This is a genomic window from Bacillus sp. ILBB4 (assembly GCF_035064545.1).
GTDB lineage: Bacteria > Bacillota > Bacilli > Bacillales > Bacillaceae_H > Priestia.
This window is the reverse complement of record NZ_JAIQVD010000004.1, coordinates 1-15,367: the sequence shown is the minus strand read 5'-3', so window position 1 is coordinate 15,367 and position 15,367 is coordinate 1. Positions and strand designations below refer to the sequence as shown.

21 protein-coding genes are annotated in these 15,367 nt (G+C 36.8%); 6 read left to right on the top strand and 15 right to left on the bottom strand.

The features are described from left to right. Nucleotides 1-2: 2 nt before the first annotated feature. The 3 genes from LAV82_RS17080 to LAV82_RS17070 form a co-directional block, all read right to left on the bottom strand. Nucleotides 3-698 (bottom strand): SAM-dependent methyltransferase, encoded by a 696-nt coding sequence (locus tag LAV82_RS17080; RefSeq protein WP_499716549.1) that lies wholly within the window; start codon nt 696-698, stop codon nt 3-5. A gap of 67 nt (nt 699-765) precedes the next feature. Beyond that, nucleotides 766-1,107, bottom strand: a complete 342-nt coding sequence (locus tag LAV82_RS17075) for a DUF3147 family protein (RefSeq protein ID WP_192993520.1) — start codon at nt 1,105-1,107, stop codon at nt 766-768. Next, nucleotides 1,100-1,507, bottom strand: coding sequence for a MarR family winged helix-turn-helix transcriptional regulator (locus LAV82_RS17070; RefSeq protein ID WP_499716548.1), 408 nt, complete (start codon nt 1,505-1,507; stop codon nt 1,100-1,102). Before LAV82_RS17070 ends, LAV82_RS17075 begins: the two co-directional genes overlap by 8 nt. A gap of 172 nt (nt 1,508-1,679) precedes the next feature. Between LAV82_RS17070 and pssA the strand changes: the two genes are divergently transcribed. After that, nucleotides 1,680-2,171, top strand: coding sequence for a CDP-diacylglycerol--serine O-phosphatidyltransferase (pssA, locus tag LAV82_RS17065; RefSeq protein ID WP_170959531.1), 492 nt, complete (start codon nt 1,680-1,682; stop codon nt 2,169-2,171). Nucleotides 2,172-2,203: 32 nt separating this feature from the next. On the opposite strand, the gene LAV82_RS17060 is transcribed toward pssA, so the two are convergent. Beyond that, nucleotides 2,204-2,431, bottom strand: a complete 228-nt coding sequence (locus LAV82_RS17060; RefSeq protein ID WP_499716547.1) for a hypothetical protein — start codon at nt 2,429-2,431, stop codon at nt 2,204-2,206. Between the two features lie 223 nt (nt 2,432-2,654). Between LAV82_RS17060 and LAV82_RS17055 the strand changes: the two genes are divergently transcribed. Both LAV82_RS17055 and LAV82_RS17050 read left to right on the top strand, forming a co-directional pair. Continuing rightward, nucleotides 2,655-3,413: a TrmB family transcriptional regulator gene (locus tag LAV82_RS17055; RefSeq protein ID WP_499716546.1), complete on the top strand. Its 759-nt coding sequence runs from the start codon at nt 2,655-2,657 to the stop codon at nt 3,411-3,413. Between the two features lie 104 nt (nt 3,414-3,517). Continuing rightward, nucleotides 3,518-4,687 (top strand): MFS transporter, encoded by a 1,170-nt coding sequence (locus LAV82_RS17050; protein ID WP_499716545.1) that lies wholly within the window; start codon nt 3,518-3,520, stop codon nt 4,685-4,687. A gap of 44 nt (nt 4,688-4,731) precedes the next feature. Here the strand turns inward: LAV82_RS17050 and LAV82_RS17045 are convergent, their stop codons facing one another. The 7 genes from LAV82_RS17045 to LAV82_RS17015 form a co-directional block, all read right to left on the bottom strand. Beyond that, on the bottom strand, nt 4,732-5,202 hold the full coding sequence (locus LAV82_RS17045; protein WP_499716544.1) for a 2-thiouracil desulfurase family protein: 471 nt from the start codon (nt 5,200-5,202) through the stop codon (nt 4,732-4,734). An 84-nt stretch (nt 5,203-5,286) separates the two neighbouring features. Further along, on the bottom strand, nt 5,287-5,727 hold the full coding sequence (locus LAV82_RS17040; protein WP_499716543.1) for an Asp23/Gls24 family envelope stress response protein: 441 nt from the start codon (nt 5,725-5,727) through the stop codon (nt 5,287-5,289). Continuing rightward, nucleotides 5,717-6,058, bottom strand: coding sequence for an alkaline shock response membrane anchor protein AmaP (gene amaP / locus LAV82_RS17035; RefSeq protein ID WP_244856757.1), 342 nt, complete (start codon nt 6,056-6,058; stop codon nt 5,717-5,719). Before amaP ends, LAV82_RS17040 begins: the two co-directional genes overlap by 11 nt. Nucleotides 6,059-6,204: 146 nt before the next feature. After that, nucleotides 6,205-7,035: a YihY/virulence factor BrkB family protein gene (locus LAV82_RS17030; protein ID WP_078081880.1), complete on the bottom strand. Its 831-nt coding sequence runs from the start codon at nt 7,033-7,035 to the stop codon at nt 6,205-6,207. A gap of 282 nt (nt 7,036-7,317) precedes the next feature. Continuing rightward, a complete protein-coding gene (locus tag LAV82_RS17025) occupies nt 7,318-7,680 on the bottom strand; it encodes a YidH family protein (RefSeq protein WP_013057288.1) in 363 nt (120 codons plus the stop codon). 114 nt (nt 7,681-7,794) lie between these two features. Beyond that, the gene (locus LAV82_RS17020; RefSeq protein WP_499716836.1) at nt 7,795-7,905 is read right to left on the bottom strand and encodes a hypothetical protein; all 111 of its coding nucleotides are present in this window, start codon (nt 7,903-7,905) and stop codon (nt 7,795-7,797) included. A gap of 20 nt (nt 7,906-7,925) precedes the next feature. Beyond that, nucleotides 7,926-8,297 (bottom strand): alanine:cation symporter family protein, encoded by a 372-nt coding sequence (locus tag LAV82_RS17015; RefSeq protein WP_499716835.1) that lies wholly within the window; start codon nt 8,295-8,297, stop codon nt 7,926-7,928. 473 nt (nt 8,298-8,770) lie between these two features. Between LAV82_RS17015 and LAV82_RS17010 the strand changes: the two genes are divergently transcribed. Then, entirely contained in the window at nt 8,771-9,970 is a 1,200-nt protein-coding gene (locus tag LAV82_RS17010; RefSeq protein WP_029322080.1) for a multidrug efflux MFS transporter, read from the top strand. Nucleotides 9,971-10,003: 33 nt separating this feature from the next. On the opposite strand, the gene LAV82_RS17005 is transcribed toward LAV82_RS17010, so the two are convergent. The 4 genes from LAV82_RS17005 to LAV82_RS16990 all read right to left on the bottom strand — a co-directional run bounded on the left by LAV82_RS17005 (nt 10,004) and on the right by LAV82_RS16990 (nt 12,860). Then, entirely contained in the window at nt 10,004-10,303 is a 300-nt protein-coding gene (locus tag LAV82_RS17005; RefSeq protein WP_028413131.1) for a TIGR04104 family putative zinc finger protein, read from the bottom strand. Between the two features lie 152 nt (nt 10,304-10,455). Beyond that, nucleotides 10,456-11,628 carry an MFS transporter gene (locus LAV82_RS17000; protein ID WP_013057291.1) on the bottom strand — a complete coding sequence of 391 codons (1,173 nt, stop codon included), beginning with the start codon at nt 11,626-11,628 and terminating at the stop codon, nt 10,456-10,458. Next, on the bottom strand, nt 11,598-12,044 hold the full coding sequence (locus LAV82_RS16995; RefSeq protein ID WP_013057292.1) for a MerR family transcriptional regulator: 447 nt from the start codon (nt 12,042-12,044) through the stop codon (nt 11,598-11,600). The genes LAV82_RS17000 and LAV82_RS16995 overlap by 31 nt, the downstream gene beginning before the upstream one ends. A 153-nt stretch (nt 12,045-12,197) precedes the next feature. Continuing rightward, complete coding sequence (locus LAV82_RS16990) at nt 12,198-12,860, bottom strand: hypothetical protein (protein ID WP_499716542.1); 663 nt, start codon at nt 12,858-12,860, stop codon at nt 12,198-12,200. Between the two features lie 248 nt (nt 12,861-13,108). Between LAV82_RS16990 and LAV82_RS16985 the strand changes: the two genes are divergently transcribed. Both LAV82_RS16985 and LAV82_RS16980 read left to right on the top strand, forming a co-directional pair. After that, nucleotides 13,109-13,696 (top strand): beta-class carbonic anhydrase, encoded by a 588-nt coding sequence (locus tag LAV82_RS16985; RefSeq protein ID WP_029322103.1) that lies wholly within the window; start codon nt 13,109-13,111, stop codon nt 13,694-13,696. Between the two features lie 16 nt (nt 13,697-13,712). Continuing rightward, nucleotides 13,713-15,332, top strand: coding sequence for a SulP family inorganic anion transporter (locus tag LAV82_RS16980; RefSeq protein WP_499716541.1), 1,620 nt, complete (start codon nt 13,713-13,715; stop codon nt 15,330-15,332). Nucleotides 15,333-15,367 lie beyond the last annotated feature (35 nt).

Genomic DNA, 15,367 nt, shown 5'->3' with positions numbered 1-15,367 from the left:
TGTTATACATATATTTTCAGCATTTGATTGGCACCTTTTTGAAATTCATACGGGACGTCTGCTATTTCTGTTCCTTTTACTAGAGGCGCAATCTCTTCTAATAGCTGCGGCAAATAGGTAGAAATCTTGCCGCTCAAATTCGTTAAAGGAAACAAACGTACTTCCTCTTTTGTAACGCGTATCAGTTCTTTTAAAGACTCTAAATGAAACGCATAATCTAAACGGTCGCTGTACATAAATAAAAAGTTTGCACAAAGAGTTAAATCAAACTCGTTCTTTTGAAACGGCAAATTAGGAAGGGCTCCGTACTGATAGGCTTCGGGGTTCTTTTTCATATGAGCAATACAATCTTTTAATGCTCTTTTTCGATGTTCAGTTAAATCATCAATAGACGAAAAATACTTCCACACATACTGTTCCTGTACGTGCTGCATTTGATTCATCGTATGAATTAAATCCAGGCTTCCTTTCTTTTCAAGCTCTTCTGCCGTAAATTTATAGGCAATATCACAGCTAGTAGCCTCCGTACCTTGCTGCAAGGCATGGGCAGTAAAAGAACAGGCCCCGCTAGCACAATCTAACACTTTTTTTCCTTTTAAATACTTTTCATTCAAATTAAACATAGCTCTATACTCTTCAAACGTTCTGCCGATAAAAACAACTCGGTCAATTCCTAACTTTTTCTCTGCTAAACTCAACTCTACTCAGCTCCTATCTTTTACTTAGACTTTTATTTTACAGAAAATTGAATTAAATTCCAACAGTTTATGTAGTAATTATTTTAAACAAAATCTTTTGAAGCCCCAAAAACAGACCCCAACACACTACTCCTATGGATAAACTCATAAACAAATGAAGAGAGTTTTTTAAGCAAATATAGACGACAGCAAGTAGTAAAATAGTGCCTGGCAGTCCATAAAGAACGCCTAGTGTAAACTGACTGACCACTTCCTTTTTTTCTCCTTGCACTGATAACCATATAATACTTAGTAAGCTCACAATTGGAAGGGCAGCCACAATTCCACCGTATGTCGGAAATCTTTTGGCCATTTCTGTTACCCCTGCAATAATAAGAGCCGACATTAAAATTTTGATGATACTATACATGTTTTGCACGCTCACTCAATAACTGAAAAGCCTGTTGAATCAGCTGTTTTTCAGATGCTGTCATTTCGCGTAAAATAGCTGATACTTTTTCTTCATCCAAGCTTGAATTCCGTTTTAATAGGTCTTTTCCTGCTTCTGTTAAATGCAGAATTACTTTTCTTTCATCATGTATACCTCTATTTTTATATATATACCCTTTATCAATATTTCTCTTTACGTGTTCAGATGCCGTATTATGTGAAACGTGTAAATAATCCGCAATTTCTTTTATTCCAACCGAAGATGATTTATCTATATGCTGTAAAAGACGTATTGTTTGGTGTGTAATTTTCTCTTGATGCGTATAGTGCAAATGATAATAAATAGACGTCCAATAGCTGTTTAACTCCTCTACTTTCATGATCCTGCTCCTTTATATCGTATTTTTAGTTATTGTCGTATTATACGATATATATATCACAGGAACAACAGCCAGGTTTCAATACTACCTTCTTTTTATCTGACATCTCACATAATAATACGATTTAACAGTTACACTAATCGTACACACGGTGAAAGGCGGGTGTATGACATTGATTCTTCGACTGTTAAAATGGGTTCCGAACCTCTTTACGATTGGAAATTTGCTAAGCGGCGTATTTTCCATAGCTTTTAATATGAATAGCTACGAACGCTTAGCTGCTCTTTTTATTTTTCTAGCCGCTTTTTTCGATTTATTTGACGGCAAAATTGCGAGAAAGCTGAAAGTTAACAGTGAGTTTGGTGTAGAGCTAGATTCTTTGGCTGATATTATAAGCTTTGGCGTAGCGCCTGCAATGCTATTTCATACTCTTTCTCCCCACTCTTGGCTAACCGTACTCGCTTTTATGATTTATCCAAGCATGGGCGCATTAAGATTAGCTAAATTTAGTGCAAATCCAACCATAGGTTATTTTATAGGGCTTCCTATTCCTTTTCCAGCTCTAATTATCGCACTGCTTGGTATGTTTTATTACGTAAACCCTTACCTTATGATTATTTTAGCTATTTTGATGGTTAGCCCTATTCGAGTGATGAAAATTTAGATGCAATAAAAGACAGACAAAATGCCTGTCTTTTATAGTGCTGTCCATTCTTCGCACAGCATTTTATGCTTGAATTTCAGCTCATGTTCTCTTTTTTCAAGCTGAGCTTGTAAAGAAAGCCACTCGCTATTATCAGGTGCTGAGCATAATTTTTCTTCAAGGGACAGTAAGGAATCCAGTACGTCTTCAAGCTGAGCAGCCACTTCTCTTTGCTGTTTTATGTTCATTTTTTTCAACAGTAGTTTTTCATTTTCCTTCATTTTTTTCACCTCTTTCTTTTCTTTACCCAATGTTGAATGTTTTAGTATAGAAAGTATATGGTTAAAAATATTTCTACTGTAATAAAGATCCTTTAATAGCTTATCTTATTTTTAATGGTTATTTAGAACATATTTTAATAAGATTATTATATCTGATACAATTAGTAATACTTTTACGAACCGTGATATACTTAAAAAAAGAAAGGATGATGAATAGAAAATTATGCTGCAAAAATTTGGTTTTTCTCAGTATGAAAGTCAAGTATATGAAGCGCTGCTTGCGAATGATGGCCCGTTGGATGCTAGTTCAATTGTTACGTATTCGCATGTTCCAAAAGCAAAAATTTATGAAGTGCTTAATCGTTTAATTGATAAAGGTATTGTAGTAAATACATTGTCCGGGAAAAAGAAACTTTACTCAGCGGTAGCCCTTCAAACCGTCATTCAAAAACTTACTGCTGATTTTGAAAATGACATTAATGAATTAAAAACATATAAAATTAAAAAAACGTTTACAGATGATCATGTTTGGAGTTTAAAAGATAAATCCTCTATTTCTGCTCACATTGAACAGTTGATTCATGAAGCGGAATCTTCTATTATTTTATCCGCGTGGAATGATGAGTTAGCACATTACCGCTCATTGCTAGAAGAAAAAGAGAAACAAGGCGTAAACGTCGAGGTCTTAACCATAGGAAACTTGCAGACTTCCCTCAAACATTTACATACATTAAATCCAATAGATGATCATAAAAACCTTGAACCGTCGCAGTTGATTATTGTTGACGACGCTTACCTTTTATTTGCCGGCATTGAACATGAGACATGGAAAGCAATAAAAACCATGTCGCAGCCGCTTGTAAAAGTTTTTGCTGATTTCTTTTATCATGACGTCGCACTTACCCATATTACAAAGAAATATCAAGAGCAGCTTCTTCAAGATCCTGAGATCATGGAGCTGCTTACTCGACTGCGATATTAAAAAGGTTACTAATTCATTAGTAACCTTTTTAATATTACCTATTGAAATCTCTTTTAAAAAAGGTTACTATTCTAGTTGTAACTTTTCAAAGAGGGGGTTTTTTGATGAATAAAAAAGTTTACATACTTGCGATTGCTTCCTTTGTTGTTGGAACGGTCGAATTAATTCTAGGAGGCATCTTAGACTTAATTGCCGATGCATTTCATGTATCATTAGCAAAAGCAGGTTATTTAATCTCTATTTATTCGTTTGTTTATGCCTTGTCTGCGCCGATTTTACTAAATGTGACGGCTAAGATAGAGCGTAAAAAAGTTTATATATGGACATTATTTATTTTCTTATTGAGCAATGTATTTTCAGCCTACAGTTCGGGCTATTATATGCTACTAATTGGACGTATTCTTGCTGCTGCGAGCGGTTCTTTTATCATTGTATTATCTACCACAATGGCTTCTAGAATGGTAAAACCTGAATACCAAGGCAGAGCAATTGGCATCGTATTTATGGGAATCAGCGGCTCACTTGTTTTAGGTATTCCTCTTGGTATTTTGATTGGAAATGCGCTTGGCTGGCGTCAAGTATTTGCTATGATTGCAATTTTGACTGCCATTATTATGATTACCGTTTGGTTTACAATGGAGCGTCTAGCTCCTGCTCCAATTGTACCGTTAAAAACTCAGGTAAAAGCTTTACGGAATAAAAAAATGCTCGCTATTCACCTAGCAACATTGTTTGTACTTGCGGGTCATTTAACGCTTTATGCGTACTTCACACCATTTTTACAAGAAACGCTAGGATTAAATACAACGATGGTGACCATTATTTATGGTATTTTCGGTCTTGCTGCCGTGGCAGGAGGAGGACTTGGAGGAGCTGTTTCTGATAGATGGAACCCTTCTTCTTCTGTTATCACCATGATTGCTCTCTTTTTTGTTAGCATGATTGCTATGCCTTTTGGCGTTCATTTACCATTTGTTGTGTTCTTGCTTCTTATGATCATTTGGAGTGCGCTCAGCTGGGCGGTCTCACCAGCTCAAAGCAATTTAATTATTCATAGTGCACGCGAAACGTCGGACATTTTAATCAGCACTAATGCAGCGATTTCACACGTAGGAATTGCGATCGGCTCCTATGTTGGAGGAATTGTCGTTAATCAATACTCTGTTATTTATAACGGCTGGGTCGGGTCTATTTTTGTTTTGCTTGGTCTTTTCTGCTCTCTTTATGCGGTAACACGAACAGAAAGCACAGCAGATACGCTTCACAGTAAATAAAATTTTATAAAAAAGCGTACACACATGGTGTACGCTTTTTTTGATTATGATTGGTCTCCATGCATTTCAGCTGCAAATTGAGATTCGGACATAACGATAAAACCATGCTTGCTTAGCAACGCAGTCGTTACCCCTTCACCGGCTATTTTAACATTTGAAAATGCTCCGTTATATATATGTTCACTTCCACATGAAGGGCTGTTTTCTTTTAGTACAATAACAGTAGCTTTTATTTCTTTTGCGATGCTCAGTGCCTTATAGGCCCCGTCTATGTACATGTCTGTGACGTCTTTTCCCGATCGTTCAATAACTCGCGCATTTCCGTTTATTACGTCTATTCCCGTTCCTTTTATAATTTCTGCCGGTTCTCTAGGTGTGTGAAATCCACCTAACAGTTCCGGACACATCATCACCGCTTCTTTATTTTCAACGAGCGCTTCAATTTCCTTAACTAAGGCACTGCTTCCATTATATTTGCACCCTTGACCTGCTAAGCAGGAACTAACCAAAATCATAGAATTCTCCCTCCCATAAAAAAAACACTTCTCATTCATCATACAAAGAATATATGATGAATGGAAGTGTTTACCTTTTATATTTTATTCAAGATCACGCTTTGACTCCTGCTCTTTGTCTCGATCCGTTTTCGCTTCAAATTCAGAGCGAGTCATTACGTCCTCTACATGCATATTTACTTCTACTACCTCTAATCCCGTCATCTCGTGAACTGATTTTTTTAAGTTATTAACAGTTTCAGAGAAAATGGCTGGAACATTTTTTCCGTATTCGACAATTACTTTTAAATCAAGGGCAACTTGCTTTTCTCCTACTTCAGCGTTAATCCCTTTTGTGATATCTTCAGTGCTGCGGAAGCGATCTGTTAACCCGCTCATAAATCCGCCGCTCATTGATAAAATCCCTTTAATTTCATTAGCTGCAATTCCAGCAATTTTTTTAATAACTTGATCTTCAAATGTTAATGTATTTTGATGTGTATTTTCCTGAGATTTTACTGCTGTATTTGTTTCATTAACTGCCATAACTAACATCTCCCTGAAAGCTTCTAATTGCTCGTAAAGCTGTAGATTCGATCGTTGCTTTAGAAATTGTTATTTTGCCTTCACCAGTTACAATTGCTAAATTCTTTTTAGGCGGTCTGCTAAATATGCCTGTTAAAAGAAAAATAATAAAAATAACTGTTAAAAATGCGCTTATTGATAAAATTGTGTAGTAAAACCACTCCTGATGCTGCCACTTTTCTAACCAGTTTGAAAGGTGAGGAACCCTATAAACCATCAGTGCTAACATACCGGAACAAATCAGTCCTGCAATTCCAATAATTGCGATTAAAAACCGATTAAAATTATTCAATTTTCCACCTCATCTCAACGTGAACTCCTACTGCTTTTTTGTTGTGGGTAAAGGGAAGGCAACGAGATATTCAACAGTTACCCGCAATATTTTTTTGATAAACTTTCTAACTGTAAAACTGAATATAAAAAAACGACTAGGTTTCCCTAGTCATTTTCCGCGTCTCTATACGTTGTCTTGTGAGCTTTGATGAACTTATTACCGTTTATTAAACCGCCAATTAATAAAATAGCGGCCGTTAAATAAAACCAGACCATTAAAATAATAATACTTCCAAGCTGACCATAGATTTGCGAGTAGCTTCCAAACTGGACATAGTATCCAAATCCGGTAGATACAACTTGCCATCCTAGCGTGGAGAAAACAGCTCCTGGAAGTACATCTTTCCACGTTACTCTTGCGCTTGGCATCAGTTTGTAAAAAAGAATAAAAAAGCCTAATAAAAATAATGTCCCAATTCCCCATCTAATTGTCGTCCAGCTTTGAAACCATATGTCAGGAACATGGACTTTTGTTAGTACCAAATGTCGAATGACCTCTTCAATAATTGGTACAAATAATGAAATGGCTACCACAACCATAAAACCAAAAGTTAAAATTAAATCATTGATTAAACCGCGCAAAAACGTTTGTTTTCTTTGAATATGATACGCATCATTTAACGAGCGAACCAAAGATTGTATAGCCATAGATGCGAGCCAAAAAGTCGCCAATAAACTAAAAGATAAAACTTTTTTCCCGCTATTGTTAACTGTTTCAATTGACTTTTCAATTACGTCGTAGGCGCTTTTAGGCGTAAATGGTTCAATAAATATCAGCAAATTGTTTGTATCAATTGGAAAGAAACTCAGCAGAGAAAAAAGAAAGATAATAAACGGTACAAAAGATAACAAAAAATAGTAGGCTGTTTGAGCAGCCTGATCAAAGAAACGCTCCGTAAAAAAACGAGCGGCAACGGTCTTAGATGTTTGAATCATAACAGCGTTCTCCTTTACTTTCGCTTCACTCTGTAGTGAAATTCATATTCAATTTTTATGTTCAACATGTATTGGATAAGTTTCGGCTTATAAAGCTTTCCTTTTCCATTATCCGCGGTTAACAAAGAATTTAACCTGTAAAATTATACAGTCGGTTCATAAAGAAGATATTATTATAATTACATCTGCCATTACCACCATATCAATAGATCTTCTTTTTCTTTCATAAAACCGTAAATTCTCTGGGACTGCTTTCCCTTCTTTCTTATATCTTAAACTTTTTTACGCTATGTTAAAAAAGTAAAACATAAGAGCGCCGATCAGCATCAGCATAATCATTAAAACAAAAATAACCAAAGCGTGAGAAGATTGATACGTTTGGCTGTTAATTTTTTTGCGGGTTGAAAAATAATGATAGGTTGAGAAGAGAAGCAAACCTGCACTTGCAGCTAAAGAAAAGATAATAACAGCAATAATAAGGGTATCGGCTGCTTCACTTAATTTTTTTCCAGAATTGAAATGTAGGCCGCCTGCAACAAAGCCAATGCCGAGTGTGGCAATAGACGTTCGAATCCACGCTAAATACGTTCGTTCATTTGCTAAATGCTGTTGAATATAAATGGATTCATTTTCTTTTTTAGTCATTTACATACCACCGTCCTTTTATATGTCTTCTATTATAAATAAATGCTCAAACGAAAATAAATTGAGGACGCTTCACGCCACATTATACCGGAAAAGAACGAATCATTACCATCTTCAAGCGGTCAAAAGAGCTTCTTCATAAATCAAAATTGCAATTAAATTGAGCCAAACCATTATTCCAACTCCGATGTCTGCTAATGCCCATGCAGCTTCAGCCGTTCGGATAGATCCGTCTAAAGTAGTGGCTAAAGAGCTGCCTTTAGGAACATGGATACTATTTTATTTTGTTTGCCTTTCATTACGTAAGCTAAGTTCGTTTCCGCAATATAATACTGTGACATAATCGTAGTAAAGGCGAAAAACACGAGAGAAACAGCTACAAACCCTGATCCGAATCCAGAAAGCACCGTCTCAACTGCTTGCTGCTTATATTGAGGCCCGGCTTCAACTCCTTTTAAATGATCCACAATGAACGAACCATCTGGCGCTTGGGTGCTCATATCTTTCAAATATCGAACTTGTACAAATCTAGTGAGAATAGTAAATAAAAGCCCCACTCCTATACATAGATAAAGCATCGGCGTACTCCAAATCATTTCACTTATTGTACTAATCATTTGTTCCAATATGAATTCCCCCTTAAAACACTTTGCACATTATGAATAATGAGAACATAGTTTTAATATAGAGTTAAAAAACAGAAAATTCACTCTTTTAACCAGGTTGTTTTACACATTATTTGATAAATAGACAACATTTGCGGATATAACGTATATTTTGGACAGATTATCTGACGCATTTTTCAGTGATGCGTAAGTTCTTTACATAATCCCCACTGTCACAGCATAAGGTAATAAGTGAACCAAGGGTCACTTTATGTTCTAAGCCGAGCGTACACACAGCACATCTTTCTGTTTTCATTTCACGTTAATAGTTCACTAAGTGAATCATTTTATTTTTAAATATTTCTGATATATGGTATAATTTAAACTGATAAAAAGATGCTGCATGTATGCTAAAAGAGCAGGCCGTATGGTTTCGCTCTTTTGTTGTTTTCACGCTATGCGGCACAACGAAAGAAGGAAATAGAATGGAATTATGGAAACGAAACTTGTACATTTGCTGGTTCGGTTCTTTTTGCACCACAGCCGGGATGAGTTTAGTTATTCCGTTTTTACCGCTTTATATTGAAAAGCTGGGAGTTCACGATACAAGCTCCATCAGCAGATGGGCTGGTATTGCATTTGGATCTACCTTTTTAATGGCGGCTATCGTTTCTCCTTTATGGGGGAGTTTGGCCGATAAATATGGGCGAAAGCTTATGCTCCTTCGCGCAAGCTTGGGTATGGCAATTGTTATGACTTCTATTGGTTTTGTGCAAAATGTCTATCAGCTTGTCGGACTGCGCTTTTTAATGGGGGCCGTTTCCGGCTTCATCTCTGCAGCCATTACGTTAGTAGCGACTCAAACACCTAAAGAGCACAGCGGTAAAGCATTAGGTACGTTGTCTACAGGGGCTGTATCAGGATCTTTATTAGGACCGCTAGTAGGCGGATACTTAGGAGATACAATCGGGCTACGCCACGTCTTTTTCGTGACGGGTGCATTTATGTTTTTGTCTTTTTTAATTGTAAATTTAATTCAAGAAGACAAAAAAGAGACGGCGAAAACGACGAAAGAATCTAATATTGGGTTACTGTCTCTTAAAAATTCAAAGGCCGTGATTGGTGTATTTGTTACAACTTTTTTGCTGCAGCTTGCGGTTATGGCTATTCAGCCAATCGTTACACTGTATGTAAAACAACTGTCTACTCATACCGATCATCTTGCCCTTATTTCAGGCTTTGTCGTGGCGGCAACAGGAATTTCAAATATTTTAGCTGCATCAAAACTTGGCAAAGTCAGCGATCGCGTGGGTCCTCAAAATGTGCTTCAAATATGCTTGCTTATCGTAGCGATTATTTGCGGTTTGCAGGCCTTTGTGCATAGTACTTGGCAGCTATTCTTACTTCGTTTTTTACTCGGTTTCGCAATGGGAGGATTATTACCTTCTATTAATTCTTATTTGAAGAAAATTGTGCCGGACTCTATTACAGGTAAAATGTTTGGCTATAATCAAACAGCGCAATACTTTGGGAATTTGGCCGGTCCAGTCATTGGCGGACAAATTGCCGGAGCTAAAGGAATTCCTTACGTATTCTTAACAACCAGTGTTCTTCTACTATTGAATGCTGGGTGGGTGTATTATCAGCGCCATCACGGACAACAGCTAGACGGTAAAGCCGCATAAAAAAACCTTCCGTTTTAACGGAAGGTTTTTTTATTACCACAAGGGTTCTTCTTCGCTGCTTACTTCATAAGAAAGTGGCATCATAATAACCGCTGCTATGAAGAAAATAAGCTCCGCGACAACAATGGATGGAAAGGAAAAGTCAAATAGTGAGAGAATAAGCCAAATAATAAGGGGTGCAAATGAGTAGATTGATAATCGCTTTTGGGATTTTGCAGAGATATACTGTTGTTTGTCACAGTGTGGGCATTCTAAAACGTTTCTAAATGTTAACAGTTGTTTAAAGGTTGTCCTCCAGTTCCATTTATGATTACAATTTTGACAGGTGGCCATGGGCATCACGCTCCTAAAAAGATTTATGCACATATAAAGTATACGTACAAGTTGGTATAAAGTTTCATTTTTATAATTAAAAACGTTTTTACTATTATAACATAAAACAAAATAAAAGGCTTTTTACAAGAAAAAGCCTTTTATTTCAACGTTTATTTAGATACAGCTTCATTCGTTTGAGAAGTTGTTTTTACTTTTATAACCATAATAACAAAAGCTAGCAACCCAAGAATCGCTGCTACGAGAAAAGGAGCTTGAGGCGCTACGGCATTGCCGATAACTCCTGATAATAAAGGAGCAAACGCTGCACCTAACCATCTTAAGAAATTATATCCTCCAGATGTAAGTCCTCGTTCATAAGGAGATACTTCCATTACATGACTCGTAAATAATGCATTATTAAGTCCTGATACAAGACCCGCTGCCATGATTAAAACAATGCGCAACCATGTTGCATCAAAAGCAAATAAACAAATTAAAATAAGTGAAAAAACAATTAAGCTAACATGTAACACTTGTTTTGGCTGATATCTTTTTTCTAACTGATGTGCTAAAACCGCTGAGCCATAAGCTAAACATAATCCCCATCCAAAGAAAACAAAGCCAATTTGAAGAGCTCCGATCGATAGAATAAGCGGCGTATAAGCTAACACTGTAAAAAATCCGTAGTAATAAAGCATGCCTGATACAGCGCCTTGAGTAAATGGTTTTAATTTATAAAGTTTAACCATGTCTTTAAAACCCGCTGCTTTACGAGGCTTAGTGCTTGTAGGCTGTTTAACAATCGTTAATACTAAAATAAAGGCGATAAAAATTAAAGCACTTGTACCGAAAAACGGCAATCTCCAAGAAGCATTTCCTAACACGCCTCCTACAAGCGGTCCTCCGGCCATTCCCAAACCAATCGCAGCTTCATATAATCCTACTGCTTTTTTTACTTCACCTGATAATGCAATAAGCAGCGTCATAGCTGTTGCAAAGAAAAACGAATTACCAAGTCCCCATCCTGCTCGGAAAATGGAAAGCTGAGGAATATTGTTAGAAAACCCGCATAAGGCTGCAAAAATCGTCACAATGATAAGTCCTGTTACCATCAAACGCTTGTCTCCTACACGTGATGCTAAGATGCCTGCTGGAATCATCATAATGGCCATCATTAATAAATAGGAAGTAAATAACATTTCTACTTGCCAATGAGAAGCTCCAATTTGCTTAGCAATCTCCGGTAAAATCGGATCTACTACCCCGATTCCCATAAATGCTAAAAAAGTAGCTACTACCGTAATAATTTGACCTAATCGGTTATTTGAATGCTGTCCTTCCACTCTTTCATCTCTCCTTTTGTTTTTGTTTTTTCATGTATTTTCATAGCAGATTCTCGCATTTCTTCTAATTCTGTTTTAAATGCCTGCATTTTAACCACTTTAAATTCAATCATCTTGATTTGATTTTCCAGTAAATTTTCTATTTTAGTTATCTCTTTCGCTGATAATCCTTGCTGCTCACTTCTTTCTTCAATCATTCTTTTGAGCGACATAAACTGCTGCAGCTCCTGTAAAGAAAAACCGAGAACTTCTTTTGCTTCTGCTACTTTTCTTAGTTCTTTTACCTCTTCTTCGGAATAAATCCGTGCATTTCCTTTTGTGCGCTGCGGGGGCAAAATGAGTCCAATCTCTTCGTAATACCGAAGAGCCCGCTTGGTCAAACCGGTCATTTTCGTCACGTCATCGATTAGATACATGCTTTCCCCTCCACCTACCTTTAACATTAACGTTAACGTCAATTCTATATTACTATTATAGATTAACGTTAACGTTAATGTCAATAATATAAAGACATTTTATGTAAATTTAAAAAATATGTGCACAAAAAAACCTATTGATAAATCAATAGGTTACATCAATATGTCATATAGCTGCTGTGCTGTTTCTCCTGTTACTTTGCCGTATACTCCTCTTCTTTTAGAAGTAAGTTCCGCACTCTCGGCGGTGAATCGTACATTGTATACGACGCCTTCATAAGTAAGCTGTACATCTGGATCAAGAGCGACGCTGTAATCAGCTTTTTTCCATTGAATTTGTTTCATAATTGATTCTACAGTTAAAGCATCTTCTGAACTTAACGTTTTTTCTCCTGCTTTTATAGGCTTGCCCTCCCTTTTTTTATTAAATTTTAGTTCAGAATGAGCAGATGAAAATTCAAGTTGGTTTTTATCATGCGCTATGAAATTTTGGGGTAGTTCTACATAGCGGACAACTTCTCCTTCGTGTACAAACACAAGCATTTGATTAGCAGCAGATATTTTTTTCATCACCTCTTCACTAACCGGTGCGTTTACAAGTTTTTCTACGTCGGCTTTCTTGCTTTTGTTTGTTAATAAATATCCTTTTTCCCATTTAAAATCACTTAACTTCGATACATCCACTGAGCTCACACCTTTTTTTTCAAATGATTGCTGAATATTCTCCCCCATTTCTTTGTCGTTGGTGACTTGGGCATTAGAACTGCACCCTACTAAACAACAGAAAATAATGCCTATTGCTATAAGAGCCTTCACTTTTGCCTTCCTCCTCTCTACCATTCTTTTAGACAATTCCAACTTTGTACCATTTTAACATATAATTCCTATTTTTCGTGAAAACAAATAAAGAATACGCTTACATAATTTCACGCATATAAATTTGATTTATTTATAAGTTTTTTCCGAATATTTTAAGAAAATTTTAATATTTTATTTAGTTCGTTTTTAACTCTTATCTTTAGACTAAAAAATAAGTTAAAAATAAATAACGCAGGAGGAAAACAATGACTTGTCTATCTGAAGTTTTAAAGTTTAATGAAAAATTTGTAACAAATAATCAATTTGAGGCTTTTCAAACATCCAAATTTCCTAACAAAAAAATAGTGATCTTAACTTGTATGGATACACGTTTGTTAGAATTACTTCCTAAAGCCATGGGGCTAAAAAATGGAGATGCAAAAATAGTAAAAAATGCCGGAGCTGTTATCTCCCATCCCTTTGGCAGCGTTATGAGAAGTATATTAGTTGCCGTCTACGCTTTGCAAGCTGATGAAGTATGTGTCATCGGTCATCATGAATGTGGAATGACGGGCATGAAAGCTGAAGCTATTTTAGCCTCTGCTGAACAAAGAGGGATTAGCATGGAACAGATTCGTAATCTAAAATATGCCGGTATTGATTTAGAATCATGGCTGACTGGGTTTGAGTGTGTAGAAGATAGTGTCGAAAACAGTGTGGATATGATTCGAAATCACCCTTTATTACCAAAAGACGTGCTTGTTTCTGGAATGGTTATTCATCCTTCAACAGGAAAGCTTGACGTTGTTGTAAACGGCTATTCCCAAGACCGAACTGAAACCGTAAGCTCATGAAGGAGGATTTTATCGAATGCTAAAAGATAACCGATTTCAAGGCTATTCAGCACGGCATTTACAAAAAGACATTATCGCCGGTTTGGTTGTTGGGGTCGTTGCTATTCCTTTAGCAATGGCCTTTGCCATCGCTTCTGGTGTAAGACCTGAATACGGGATTTATACAACCATTATCGCAGGGATTATGGTTTCAATATTAGGCGGATCGAAATTTCAAATTGCAGGTCCAACAGGTGCATTTGTTCCGGTGCTGCTTGGAGTTGTCATGCAATATGGTTATGAGAACCTCATTATTGCCGGCTTTATGGCTGGAATTATGATTACGCTTCTCGGAATATTTAAGCTAGGGAAATTTATAAAGTTTATTCCGCGCCCTGTGACGATTGGATTTACAGCAGGAATTGCGATTATTATTTTCTCAGGTCAGATCGCTAATTTTTTAGGATTAAAAGAAATTGCAAAACATGAGGAATTTCATTTAAATATGATTGAAATCCTACGAAAAATTGCAACGATTAACATTTACAGCGTCATCATAGCCGCTATTTGTTTAGCTCTCGTGATTACAACGCCAAAGTTTTTACCTAAAATTCCCGGTGCCCTTCTAGGTCTTCTTGTCTCCACACTTGTAGCCATTACACTGTTCCCAGGAAAAGTTGCAACGATTGGCTCTACTTACGGTGCCATTCCGAGTAAACTACCATCTTTTAGCTTCCCAGATTTAACATGGGATAACATCGTGATGCTATTTCCAGCTGCCTGCGTAATTGCGATGCTTGGAGGTATTGAATCTTTACTATCGGCTGTTGTTGCTGATAATATGGCCAAAACCAAGCATAATAGCAATAAAGAGCTTGTGGGCCAAGGAATTGCTAATATCGCTACCTCGCTATTTGGAGGAATTCCAGCAACTGGTGCCATTGCCAGAACAGCTACCAATATCAAAAACGGAGCAGCTTCTCCATTATCAGGAGTCATACACGGCTTAGTTGTTTTATTGGTCCTTGTGATGCTTGCTCCTTATGCATCAAACATTCCGCTGGCAAGTATGGCACCTATTTTAATGTTTGTGGCTTGGAATATGAGTGAGCGTAAAGAATTTGCGCATATTTTAAAAACCAAGTCGGCTGATTCATTTGTACTTGTAGCTACGTTTTTATTGACAGTTTCAATCGATTTAACAACAGGTGTAGGTGTGGGTCTACTTTTAGCTATTGTCATGTTCGTGAAACGAATGAGCGGATCACTGAAGATTTCCAAGGTTTTAGCGGAAACATCTGAAAACGCTCACAAATCTGAATTGATGGAATATACCATGCAAGGATCTCTTTTCTTTGGATCGGCTGAAGTATTAGAAGATTCCTTTGATAACATCGCTGAAGCGAAACCGAAAGTTTTATTGCTTCGAATGAGCCAAGTATCCTTTATTGATACATCTGGAGAAGCTTTACTATCGAAGGTGGTCGAACGTTTGAAAGATTCGCATAGCCAAGTCGTTATTTCCGGCTTACAGCACCAGCCAAAAGAAATGTTAAAGTCAACCGGTCTATATGATAAAATCGGTGAAAAAAATATATTTTCTTCCGAACCTCCCGTGAGTAAGATTAAAGCTCGTCATAGAATCGTTACTACGTAATAAAAAAGAGATCGGAACGATTAATCGTTCCGATC

Excerpts from the sequence above, each read along its gene's own strand:
- LAV82_RS17055 (WP_499716546.1), top strand. The coding sequence starts at position 2,655 with ATGCTGCAAAAATTTGGTTTTTCTCAGTATGAAAGTCAAGTATATGAA.
- LAV82_RS17015 (WP_499716835.1), bottom strand. The coding sequence starts at position 8,297 with ATGATTAGTACAATAAGTGAAATGATTTGGAGTACGCCGATGCTTTAT.
- LAV82_RS17075 (WP_192993520.1), bottom strand. The coding sequence starts at position 1,107 with ATGTATAGTATCATCAAAATTTTAATGTCGGCTCTTATTATTGCAGGG.
- LAV82_RS17060 (WP_499716547.1), bottom strand. The coding sequence starts at position 2,431 with ATGAAGGAAAATGAAAAACTACTGTTGAAAAAAATGAACATAAAACAG.
- LAV82_RS16980 (WP_499716541.1), top strand. The coding sequence starts at position 13,713 with ATGCTAAAAGATAACCGATTTCAAGGCTATTCAGCACGGCATTTACAA.
- LAV82_RS17040 (WP_499716543.1), bottom strand. The coding sequence starts at position 5,727 with ATGGCAGTTAATGAAACAAATACAGCAGTAAAATCTCAGGAAAATACA.
- LAV82_RS17030 (WP_078081880.1), bottom strand. The coding sequence starts at position 7,035 with ATGATTCAAACATCTAAGACCGTTGCCGCTCGTTTTTTTACGGAGCGT.
- LAV82_RS17025 (WP_013057288.1), bottom strand. The coding sequence starts at position 7,680 with ATGACTAAAAAAGAAAATGAATCCATTTATATTCAACAGCATTTAGCA.
- LAV82_RS17070 (WP_499716548.1), bottom strand. The coding sequence starts at position 1,507 with ATGAAAGTAGAGGAGTTAAACAGCTATTGGACGTCTATTTATTATCAT.
- LAV82_RS17050 (WP_499716545.1), top strand. The coding sequence starts at position 3,518 with ATGAATAAAAAAGTTTACATACTTGCGATTGCTTCCTTTGTTGTTGGA.
- LAV82_RS16985 (WP_029322103.1), top strand. The coding sequence starts at position 13,109 with ATGACTTGTCTATCTGAAGTTTTAAAGTTTAATGAAAAATTTGTAACA.
- LAV82_RS17005 (WP_028413131.1), bottom strand. The coding sequence starts at position 10,303 with ATGGCCACCTGTCAAAATTGTAATCATAAATGGAACTGGAGGACAACC.
- LAV82_RS17045 (WP_499716544.1), bottom strand. The coding sequence starts at position 5,202 with ATGATTTTGGTTAGTTCCTGCTTAGCAGGTCAAGGGTGCAAATATAAT.
- LAV82_RS16995 (WP_013057292.1), bottom strand. The coding sequence starts at position 12,044 with ATGTATCTAATCGATGACGTGACGAAAATGACCGGTTTGACCAAGCGG.
- LAV82_RS17010 (WP_029322080.1), top strand. The coding sequence starts at position 8,771 with ATGGAATTATGGAAACGAAACTTGTACATTTGCTGGTTCGGTTCTTTT.